The organism is Vibrio sp. 1249-1, assembly GCF_033340495.1.
The window spans coordinates 1-697 of sequence record NZ_JAWOWJ010000560.1 but is presented as its reverse complement, the minus strand read 5'-3'; the positions used below and the strand labels follow the sequence as shown (position 1 = coordinate 697).

At 45.3% G+C, this 697-nt stretch carries 1 protein-coding gene; it reads right to left on the bottom strand.

Annotated elements, in window-relative coordinates; genetic code table 11:
* On the bottom strand, positions 1–697 hold a 697-nt coding region (locus tag R7Z50_RS27605), incomplete at both ends, for a GGDEF domain-containing protein (protein ID WP_318149769.1).

The window sequence follows — 697 nt, the reverse complement described above, 5'->3', positions numbered from 1 at the left end:
TTCACTCTGGTGCAATTTCGACCTGCTTTTTTAGCTTTATACAATGCCGCATCCGCCAGTTTGATGACTTCAGCAGGTTCTCTTCCGTTTCTACTGTCTGCAGCACCAAAGCTCGCCGTGACGAACACCGATTCTCTTTGCATGTCTTCGGTACCTCGGTTTTGCTGGCCTTGCTTGTGATCGTCAGGGCGAGAGGCTTTGTCACGAAGGATCATTTCATATTCAGCGATAGCTTTACGAGCTTCTTCTATATATTGGCGACAATCTTCAACGTTTTTTCCCTTGAAGACCATGGTGAATTCTTCGCCGCCGAAGCGATAAACCTTTGCACCACCACGTGTTTTCATTAATCTTGAAGCCACCATTTTGAGCACATCATCGCCGATGTCATGCCCGTACGTGTCGTTAAATTTCTTGAAGTGGTCGACATCGAGCATTGCAATTGTGAATTTTCTGCCCATGTGTTTTAGATCTAAATCTAATGCTATGCGGCTTGGAATCTGCGTTAGGCTGTCAGTAAACGCAAGTTGGTGAATCGCCGAGGTTGAATAGATGATGATGAGCAGACCAGTAAGCGTAAACATGGTGCTGGAAATGTACTGCACATCAAAGAAGATGAATGTTGCGGAAGCCAAAGCCATTGCAGAATAGGTCATCGCATGGATGATTTTGTTGGTTTTCAGCAGCAGAATACCGA